This is a genomic window from Escherichia sp. WS1368 (assembly GCF_046487485.1).
Classification (GTDB): Bacteria; Pseudomonadota; Gammaproteobacteria; order Enterobacterales; family Enterobacteriaceae; genus Escherichia; species Escherichia coli.
In genome coordinates this window covers 22,254-32,184 of record NZ_JBJQJI010000027.1, presented here as the reverse complement: position 1 = coordinate 32,184, position 9,931 = coordinate 22,254, and the positions used below count along the sequence as shown (strand labels likewise).

Genomic DNA, 9,931 nt, shown 5'->3' with positions numbered 1-9,931 from the left:
GTTGCGGCTGTTGCGGCTGTTGCGGCTGTTGCGGCTGTTGCGGCTGTTGCGGCTGTTGCGGCTGTTGCGGCTGTTGCGGCTGTTGCGGCTGTTGCGGCTGTTGCGGCTGTTGCGGCTGTTCAGCCTGAGTCACGTCTTCTCCGGAAACAACTTCCGGCACATCCGGTTCGAAGAGGCTGGCCATCTGACGACCTTCTGCTTCCCTTGCGGCAAGTACGGCACTCAGACGGTTCTCCATTTCCGGGTTGATGTCACGCGGAATAAACTCCGGAGCGACCTTCGGTCGTGTCTGATATTTCAGAGAGAGTTTTACTGCCGGATACGGTCCGGGCAGGGTGACATAACAGGTCAGATCCGGCAGAGACTGAATGTCGGAATAACTGACCAGCGTCTGGCGCTCCATATCCTTACCGGTCGATACCCCGTCACGTACCGGATCAGCACCGTAGGAATACTGCTCGCTGGCTTTCAGGTGCTCTTTCTCACCAATCTCACCGGCAGCGAACTCTGCAATCTTATGGCTGGGAGAACGGAAAAAGGCACGGGTGTTCATGACGTCAAACAGCGTGGCAGCCGCTTTCTCACCGTAGATATCTTCCAGCTGGGCATAGGACTGGATACCAAACACATAACAGCCACCGAACTTACGGGCTTCCGGCAGGATCTCCACCAGGTCCGGCAGTTTGTGTAACGTGGGTAGCTCATCACAGAAAAACCACACACGACGGTTACGGTTTTCTCCCATTGCCAGCAGACCACGAATGGCAATGGACAGCCACATGGAGATCACCGGCTTCAGGGAGGCATGGGTGTCGGCATTCGACGAGATAAACAGCCAGCCGTTTTTCTGATCTTCCCGGACACCACGCATCCAGTCACGGATGGTAAAAGACTCACCGTTATGCTCAATCCCCTGCAGGTAACGGATGGCTTTCACGTAGTTGGTCAGCACAGCACGGATGGAAATCGCCGTTTTCTCAATTTTCTCTTCCACCAGGTTGGCCGCCGGTGAATTACGCAGGAAGGTACGCAGTTTTTCGATTTTGATGGAAAGCAGTGTGTCCACCAGTTTGCTGTAGCTGCGGTTGGGGTCATTACGCATCAGGTACGCCGCTTCCGCAAAAATGGTACGTCCTGAACCCTGCCAGAACGGGTCCTCTTTTGTGCCCATCGGGATCAGCGTGTTCGCGGTATTATCAAAATCCGGCTGTGTCAGGCACTCCTTCCACAAATCCCAGGCGGCACAGCGGGCATCCAGCGGATTCAGGATTTTATCGATGGAGGGATCATAGTAACTTTTAACAAATTCCCCTGAACGGTCATAAATCACCACCATATCTCCACGCTGACGGGCGTAGTTGGCCAGACGACGGATAACTTCCGACTTACCGGCCCCGACCGTGCCGTGCAGACAGAAGTTCTGGATTTCGGAATCCCGGATAATCGGCAGGTCGCCAATCCGTATATCGGAGTCCTTGCCGTCTTTTTTCAGCATCCGGGCAACGTCTTTCGGATTGTCTGTCAGCTGACGACCACCTGTGACTTCATTTTCGCTCTGTTGTTTACCCTGACGCCCCAGAACCCAGGAGACAACAAAGAAGGTAATCAGGCAAATAACCAGTGCCACAACTGTGGCCAGAACGAATGCGGACCATAGCTGCTCTCCGCACCAGATCATATATTTATCATGCAGTACCTGAGCAGCGTTCATCCGGAAGGTTTTGCCGTAATACTGGATCTCATAGACCGGCTGGGACCTGATTAAATCCCGCATGCCTTCCAGCGTGGTACACCACCAGTAAATACAGCCGTTCACAAACGTCTGCCAGCTTATTTTTACCCATAAAACCAGACCAACGAGTATCCAGAAAAAAATAAACAGGCAGTAAAGCATGATATTGGCGATCTGGCTGAACATGCGGATACGCATGGACGCAATCTGACCGCCCTGGGTCATATCCTTTGCGTTAAAACTCATGATGATATTCCGAAGAAAGAAAGTCAGTCGGACTGATTATTAATGATGAAAAGATTAATAACCGTTAAATTCCGGCTTCGCCGGCAACACTTCACGGTCGCACAAAGAATTTGCACAACCGCTCAGTGTTTTCATATTTATTTCGGAAACGCCGGGGAGAAATAAAATTTATTTTATTTCTCCCCGGGGTTGGACAACGAGCAAAGCGAGGCGTCAGTCAGGAGGCCGGTCAGACCAGCCTCCGGAAGATAATCAGAGAATATTTGCAATTGATTTGGCCAGCTGGTCTTCGAGAACAGGCTTCGCCTCTTCAAATTTCAGGTTAACCTTGTTTGCATTTGAGACCACACGGGTCTGGTATTTATGCTGGTTACCTGTTTCAGTACTGGTCTGAATTTTCGCACCTGATGTGCCCTGACGCAGGGCGGCAACATTATCCGTTGTCACCGTTGCCTTAGTACGCTCTGCAATCTGCACATCCGTGATCATGGTATAGTTCACATCTTCCACCATCGCATCTGCAGCCATACCCACCAGACCGGCAGCAAGGCCCACACCGAGTGTGGCACCGGCAGAACTGGAATTATATCCGGTGATACCGGCACCTAACGCTGCACCAACTGCTGCGCCTTCATAACCACGGTTCAGCCATCCCTGAGATTCCCGCAGATCCATCTTATCGGCCTTCAGCACATTCGCCTGAATCCAGTAGTAGGCTTTATCCGGAGAAGTCACCACCTGATATCCTTTTGCTTTCACAGCATCAGCAATTTTGCCCTGCAGCCCACTCATGTCTTTATCAGACGTGTTTTTGATCTGCAGAAATACCGTGCGTTCGCTGGCGGGTTCAAGCCAGATGGTCTCACTCATCTGAGTCTTCACCTCAAGGTTACGCTTCTTGATTGCTGTGCTCATCGCACCACACCCTGAAAGGGCCAGAGTGGAACTGACCAGTGCAACCATCATCAATTTTTTTGTTTTCATCAAATTACCTTTATTACAAACCACAGTTTTCTTATCGCCTGCCATCATAGTCCTGCCAACAAGTCCCAAAAGTATTTCCTGCTGAATCAAATCCTCCATGCATAGCTAATCCTGTTGCCGGATTAGTACGATAAAAATCCACATAATCAAAATTCACATCATCAAAATCCAGATGCAAATCTTCATTAGTTTGTTCATTTACCTGAGATTGCATCCATTCTCTTACACTTACACAACCACTAATTCGCCTTAATTCGTATAGTGTACCAATGATAAAAACCATCAGGCTTAATAACGGAGAGAGTAAGGAAGATACTGGCATCAGTATATACCAAACGCCTTTACTGAATTTAAACTCATCCGACACATGCCGTTTTTTTCGTATTTGAGAAAATAACCATATAAACAATCCCTGCCATAGTACAATAAAGCACAGGATAAAAACTGTTTCGGCACTCCCCCAATCAGCCAGATAACAGGCAATGAACTGTATCACCGTCACCAGAGCAATATGAGCTAAATTTTTCATTATCATCTCCCCATACAATATTATTGCTTGTGCTTATCCTGATACTCCTTTGCTCTTTTCATCAGTTCCTGTGGACTGTCAGCCCCGGGCATTCTTTCCTGACCCGATTTTTCTTCATTATATTTATTATTCTGAGATAATGCCTCTGTTTTATGGTGATTTTGTAGTTCAGAATACTGTCTTCCTACAATATTTTCTTCGCCACGTATGCTGCTCTGAGTATCTCCGATATTGCCTCGGTATTCTGTGACCATATTATCAACCTGATGTTTTACATCATTACGGATATTACTGTCCTGCGTTCTTTGCTCAATAATGGCCTGATGCCCCTGATGATCAGCAATAATATCCTGGCTGCCACCACCCGAAGGTACGCTCTCCATTCCTTTACCGATGTCCCCACGGGATTCACGCCAGGCATTATCAACACCAGGCTGCACCTGTTCCTGAACAAAAGACCACGCCATAGCCCGACGGCGTTCTGCAATCTCCGGTGAACTGGTGTTTGTCAGAATAGCTTCGGCATCCTGCGGCGCGTGTTTCATCACATACTGTGCAAACTGTTGCGACAGGTCTTCACTCATCTGCCCACTCATGCTTTCAGTACGGGATGCCATTTCAGCATATTCATGGCTGCGGGTCATATTCGTCGTGTACTGGTCGTAACTCTGTTTTGCTGAGTTCAGGGCTGCAGACAGCTGGTCCACACGGGAATCGGCATTATTGTCCGTATGGCTGCCGGATTCACTGACCTTGCGACTGGTAAAGTAATCGCTGGCCTCTTTAAAGTCTTGTGTAGCCCTGGCATCGATATCATGGCGAGCATCATGGCTGGCCCGTGAACCACTGCTGGCCTGATGCGCATCCTCATCACTCCAGTCAATACTTGCCCGACCACCACCTCTAACACCTACGCCACCACCAACACCAAGAATTTTAGGTTTAACCCCCCATTCAGCATGAGCATCGCCATACATCCCCGCAGAACCTCTCGTACTTCTTGATGCCAGTTCTCTTGTCGCCTGCTCATTACTGATATTATGCGCCTTCGCATAGCTTTCCACTGCGCTGCGCATACGGCTGGCCATCATGGAGTCCTGTGCGCTCATCGTGCTGTCAGCACCACCGGTGACAGAATCACTGCTCCCCCGGTTAGAACCAAACTGACTGAGCGAGTTCCAGGCACTGGCAATACTGCTGCTGAACCCATGCAGGGCACTTTCTGCTCTGTTCGATGCTTCCCGGGCCATTTCCTGTTGTGCCGCCGCAATCTGACGCGTTGCATTGATACCGACCGGTAACCGGGACATCGCTCCGCTTGCATCCATCACCATATTACCGTCACGGGTCTGTGTGGCGGTTGCGCCACTGCCGGTCTGGTACATCATCTGACCAAACGACGTGGTGCTGTTGGTGCTCCAGCTGAATCCGTTCACGTTTTCCGTCTGCATGTTGCCGTAGGAGTAATTACCATCAACCACACTACCTGCCGCACTGGCAGTCGGGCTGATAGCAGAGGAAGCGAAATGGCTGTACACACTGGAAAATCCGGCCCCGAGTCCCCTGACCATCATCCAGGATAATGGCGGGATCATCATGGAAAGATACCCGGCAGTGGAAGCCAGATCGGAGTATTTCAGCTGTATCTGTGAAATTTCCGAGAGCACCACCGGTGCACCATTCTGCTTCGCATAAAATGTCATGGCGCTGTTCAGAATGGCGTACAACATTGGCCATGACTGCAACCACATCAGGGCAAACACATAGCCTTTCAGGACGGACAGCGTCAGTTTGTTGAAGACAGCCGCCAGTACCAGAAGCGGGAAAATACCAATGGCGATCCCCGTCAGGATGGTCTGCGTCATGGGCAGTGTCCGCATCGCCACATGACCGATGGAGACATGTGCCAGACGTTGCTTCTCCATCGATGACGTGGTGGCCAGATTCACCAGGCTGGCTGAGTCACCATTACGTGCTGCATAACTGGTGATCCCCTCCTTCAGCGCATTAATGGTGACATTCTGGCGGATGATCTGGCTGGCTGATTTACTTGAGTCATAGAAGTAACGGTAACTGTCGCCAATCAGCGTACTGAACAACAGGTTCGGATCAGGGCGACCACCAAATAACTGCTGGGCATAATAATGCCAGGTTTTTCCGCCACTCTGTGTGTCCAGATTCAGCTTGTCTTTCAACGAAACCGACGCATCCTTACAGGTTACGAAATTATTATTGCTGTCATAAACGCCCCGCAGCGGACTGGGACGGGAAAAAATCAGCGTGTAGGGATCAGAGGAGGCCATCAGCTCCTCCAGCGTGTATTTGTGGTTCAGGTAAATATCCCCCATCACGCAGTTCTGCACATAATCCTGGAAAAGATTGGCGATTTCCGGATTACGAGACAAAAAGTCAGTGCTTTTTGATACCAGTTCTGCGCCAAACAGCATCCCCGTTTTGCTGTAGGTGACACTGTCCGGTTGCGTGAAGATCATCTCGTAACTGGCCACCATTGCATGCCCGATACGGGTCGTCAGTGAAAGTGGCATCGCCAGTCCGACCGGTACATTATCCACCCGGTGAACTTTGACCAGGTCACTGTTATCAATAATCTGCACCGATGTGCGGACATTAACCAGCAGGCTGATAAGCACAAACATGGCCACCCAGCCCAGCAAATCCATCACGTTGTGCCGCTGTACCCACATCACGGCCACCGCGAGAACAGACAATGTGAGCGCAATTTTTTCAATGGAATCCCACGTCCTGGTTCCCATAAAGGCGGCAATGGCGTTCAGGTTATTCCGCAACCACTCACCACCGGCAATCACATAAACTTCATTCACAGCGTGCTCCCTCCGAAGTGATAGTTGTTCTGGTAACGACTGAGCATGCGGGCGGAAAGCTGCTGACGCATGTAGCTCATCTGACGATCGACAACCAGCAGCGCATCCTGCTGTACCTGCACCTGCGACTGAAACGCCGCAATCTGCCGGGTGGCATCATTCATGTTGTCGTTAATATGTTCGATAACTGCTTCGTCATAATTTCCTGTGGCCACCATCGCCCGGGCCTGCTGTATCAGCTCCTGAATGTACTGCAGCAGGATGTCGTAACCGATATAGTCCGTCAGCTGGTAAATCATACTGTTGGAAACACCGAGCATCTGCGGGTCAACCAGGTATTTGAAGACGGGGATGGTGGTACTGGAAATAAAGCCTTTTTCCTTGTCATCCAGAGGCGTGTCACTGACCGCCTTGTTCTGAATGCTGGCCAGAAGTTTAGTAATCTGAGACTTCAGTGCATTATCCCGGCTGATGGTCACCGGTGTGTCTGCCACCACTTTCAGGCATTTATCAGAATCGTTGCAGTGATAAATTTTTGCTGTGCCGCCTTCCATCATGGCCCGGATAATTGAGCGGTCAGTGGTTCTGGCTGACAAGGGTGTGATTTCGCCGTTAGGACCAAACACCAGTGAGCCGATCAGCGTCATCACAAACTCTTTCAGCTCTTTGTTGCCGTCAAACATTCTGTTTTTGGAAAGCGCATTCCACATGATGTTGATGTTTTTGGTCACCCGCTCCTTATCCTTGTCGCTGGCTTTATCCCTGACACTGTCAGATTTCCCGCCAACGGTACATCCCTGCCGGGAAGCCGCCCAGTCAGCAAAAATATTGCTCTCACCGGCAATGTCCTGACAGACTTTCTGCTGGGACACCTGCGTCCGGGGGAAAAGCCCGCCGATAATCCCCTGTGCCGCCTGGCAGGAACTGAGGTTCATACTGTTAATGTCGCTTGCCATTTTCTGCAGGAAGTCTTTTGCGGTTTTGATTTCCGGCACCGTTGTCTGCAGGGCAAGGTCAAAAAAGTAACCGGCAGCATTGCTCATAATCTGCTTAACAAAACGCTGCAGCTGCTCGCCATTAATAAAACTGAACGAGCCGAGGTAGGCGTCGATGCCGCCACATCCGGCATTGATATCCGGCAGCGTCATGGAAATCAGCTGAACATTTTTGACCTGAGTACGGGCATACAGGGAGCCACCGTAAGCATAACCGGCGGCCTGCCCCTGCCAGACGCCCGGCTGTGTGGTATTGGAGGCGAAGCCCAGCTTGTTAAAGAACTGATTCATGTCGCTGTTCACATCCGCTGACGCTGCGGGTGTGACCGTCAGTAAAGCAGCACAAAGAACCAGAAGAGGTTTAATGCGTGGCATCATTCTTGCCCTCCCTTAATTTGTTCTCCCGGCGCATACGACATTTCAGCAGGAATATCCCGATATTTCCGTCCAGTCCTGCGGCTGTAATATATTTCAGACACCGAAATCCATCCCACAATTGCCCCCACAAAAAACACAACAGAAACAGAAAAGGTAAGGCACAGCGAAACGACAATTTCTACAGGGCTGGCGGGATAAAAAAGCCCCTGATGGATAAAGGGGATATTCAGGCTGACGATTATTCCCGTCGCGATGCCGGATATTCCGGCAATGAGTAACACCACCTGCTTATTTCGCACCTTTTTTCCCTCCGTACATCTGCAGAACGGTATCCATCCGCGCCATAAAACCGGCAGCATCCGTTGCCCCCTGTAAAAGCGGTAATGCCTCAAGCGTGTTGACGTTGACCAGGAAGGTGGTCGGTGTGGCCACCGGGATATTCGGGAAGAAGGTCTGCATCACGTCCGGTGGCACCGGCAATGCCTCCGGAAAGGCGGTATCCCCCTGACCATCCAGAGTGTAGGGAAAAACGGAAAAGCCGTACTGCTGTGCCAGCTGTTTCAGTACCGGGTCAAACTGGTGACAGTAAGGGCAATGCCCCTGCATAAACAGCACCACCTTCCAGTCGGCCAGGTTAACCTGCCTGCCGTTGCTGAGGCGGAACCAGCGGGGGGCTGGCTTTTCTGTCCTGGCTGACGTGCCTGCTGCCGGTTGTGCAGGCTGCGCGGCCATGCCCTGCGGATTCCAGAGTCGTTCAATTTCATCCCGGGTGGAGGCCTGCACGGCAGCGGCTGCCAGCAACAGGGTGAACAACAGTGATTTAATGAGAGACATGTCTGCCCTCCTGCTGCCCTTCCATCATGGCCTGTTGCCTGGCTTCCAGTGCCTCACGCTCTTCCCGGCTGACACGGGCAATCCATGCATCCAGCACCTGGTATGCGCCGAACAGCACAAGGATGGCCGCAATCAACTCCGCCAGAAAAAAAGCCATCCAGGGTTTGCTGTAAACAAGACGGGCGACGATATGAAACCAGACACCCAGGGAAAATACCCACATTCCCGTAATATCAAGCCGGGGTAAAGAGAATTTATATTTATGCACAGTAAAACTCTCCTGTCATACAGAGAATTAAATAAGGGACTACCGGAATAAATGGTGAATTATTATCAGGTTTAGAATTAATGGAATTTACTGACGAACGGAAAATATCCGTAATTCAGAAGTTCGGTTTAAAATCTTCAGAAACGTTCAGGAACTGTTTTGCCAGGTCGTCCTGCGAAATAAAACCGTATGATAACGGACGAACACTGCCCTGTTTCGGGTCAACCAGCATCATGGCCGGGAAATATTTCACGCCGAGGCGCTGCGCCTGCCCCTGGTCAGTCCGGGAATCCGGCAACAGCGGATTAATCACGCCATCCACGGAAACGGGAATAACACTCAGACCATAGGTATCCCTGAAGCCATTAATGACCTGCGCCAGCTGCCCGTCGATGGGGTCCTGCCCCCGGTAAAAGAACATGATGCCGTAGTGTTCAGCCAGTTTCGCAATGGCCTGTCGCTGCTGCACCTGGTCTGCCGCCAGCTGGTTCCGGACCGTGCCGTTGTAATGGCTGTACTGCAGGTTATAGTCCAGTTCGGGATGCGCCAGCATGGCTTTTTTGGCGCTCATGGTGAAAAGCCCGGCCTGCTGAGTCCAGTAATTCTGCAGCCGGAAATATTTCACAAAATTATCCACGCCGGGATACAGAATAGCTTCGTACAGCGCCCGCTTTGTTGCCGTCTGCAGTGCGGCCAGTTTCTGCATAATGTCCGGCTCCTGACGGGGGGCTGCAGGTACTGGTTTATTTTCTTTTTCCTTCGGATTTATTTTCTCGTTATACCACTGCCAGCCTGCATCTTTTCCTGACGCCGGAAAAATAAAGCAGCAGAGTAACAGTGGCAGTAATGCTTTATTCATCTTCATTCCTTTCATCACTTTTTCTTTCATCATCAGGTTTCTGCAGGTCAGTCAGGGCAGAAAAACAAAAATACAGAATAAACAGGAGCACACCGGAGTAAAAAATAACAAAACAGGCAGCAAGCATCTCACCTGCAGTGGTTTCTTTTACCGTATCCCACGACCAGATAATTACCGGGGAAATGACAATCGCTGTAATCAAAAGCCGGATAAGAAAATCAACAAGACGATTAGAAGTGAATATGACCTTCATCATTTCCCCC

General features: G+C 50.6%; 10 protein-coding genes. All 10 read right to left on the bottom strand.

Annotated features, from left to right (window positions below; all coding sequences use genetic code 11):
• A partial coding sequence (gene traD, locus ACJHYD_RS23360; RefSeq protein ID WP_410228833.1) for a type IV conjugative transfer system coupling protein TraD occupies nucleotides 1–1,978 on the bottom strand: 1,978 nt, incomplete at its 3' end.
• A gap of 252 nt (nucleotides 1,979–2,230) precedes the next feature.
• A complete protein-coding gene (gene traT / locus ACJHYD_RS23355; protein WP_000850424.1) occupies nucleotides 2,231–2,962 on the bottom strand; it encodes a conjugal transfer complement resistance protein TraT in 732 nt (243 codons plus the stop codon).
• 31 nt (nucleotides 2,963–2,993) lie between these two features.
• On the bottom strand, nucleotides 2,994–3,497 hold the full coding sequence (locus ACJHYD_RS23350) for a surface exclusion protein (RefSeq protein ID WP_053320762.1): 504 nt from the start codon (nucleotides 3,495–3,497) through the stop codon (nucleotides 2,994–2,996).
• A gap of 14 nt (nucleotides 3,498–3,511) precedes the next feature.
• Nucleotides 3,512–6,334: a conjugal transfer mating-pair stabilization protein TraG gene (gene traG, locus ACJHYD_RS23345; RefSeq protein ID WP_053320755.1), complete on the bottom strand. Its 2,823-nt coding sequence runs from the start codon at nucleotides 6,332–6,334 to the stop codon at nucleotides 3,512–3,514.
• A complete protein-coding gene (traH, locus tag ACJHYD_RS23340; RefSeq protein ID WP_065800514.1) occupies nucleotides 6,331–7,704 on the bottom strand; it encodes a conjugal transfer pilus assembly protein TraH in 1,374 nt (457 codons plus the stop codon). The genes traG and traH overlap by 4 nt, the downstream gene beginning before the upstream one ends.
• Nucleotides 7,704–8,066, bottom strand: a complete 363-nt coding sequence (gene trbJ / locus ACJHYD_RS23335) for a P-type conjugative transfer protein TrbJ (RefSeq protein ID WP_001443292.1) — start codon at nucleotides 8,064–8,066, stop codon at nucleotides 7,704–7,706. The genes traH and trbJ overlap by 1 nt, the downstream gene beginning before the upstream one ends.
• Entirely contained in the window at nucleotides 7,996–8,541 is a 546-nt protein-coding gene (gene trbB, locus ACJHYD_RS23330; protein ID WP_000052618.1) for a type-F conjugative transfer system pilin assembly thiol-disulfide isomerase TrbB, read from the bottom strand. The genes trbJ and trbB overlap by 71 nt, the downstream gene beginning before the upstream one ends.
• On the bottom strand, nucleotides 8,528–8,764 hold the full coding sequence (traQ, locus tag ACJHYD_RS23325; protein ID WP_001346259.1) for a type-F conjugative transfer system pilin chaperone TraQ: 237 nt from the start codon (nucleotides 8,762–8,764) through the stop codon (nucleotides 8,528–8,530). The genes trbB and traQ overlap by 14 nt, the downstream gene beginning before the upstream one ends.
• A gap of 160 nt (nucleotides 8,765–8,924) precedes the next feature.
• Nucleotides 8,925–9,668 (bottom strand): type-F conjugative transfer system pilin assembly protein TraF, encoded by a 744-nt coding sequence (traF, locus tag ACJHYD_RS23320; protein ID WP_001030376.1) that lies wholly within the window; start codon nucleotides 9,666–9,668, stop codon nucleotides 8,925–8,927.
• Nucleotides 9,661–9,921, bottom strand: a complete 261-nt coding sequence (locus tag ACJHYD_RS23315; protein WP_000864348.1) for a conjugal transfer protein TrbE — start codon at nucleotides 9,919–9,921, stop codon at nucleotides 9,661–9,663. The genes traF and ACJHYD_RS23315 overlap by 8 nt, the downstream gene beginning before the upstream one ends.
• Nucleotides 9,922–9,931: the final 10 nt, after the last annotated feature.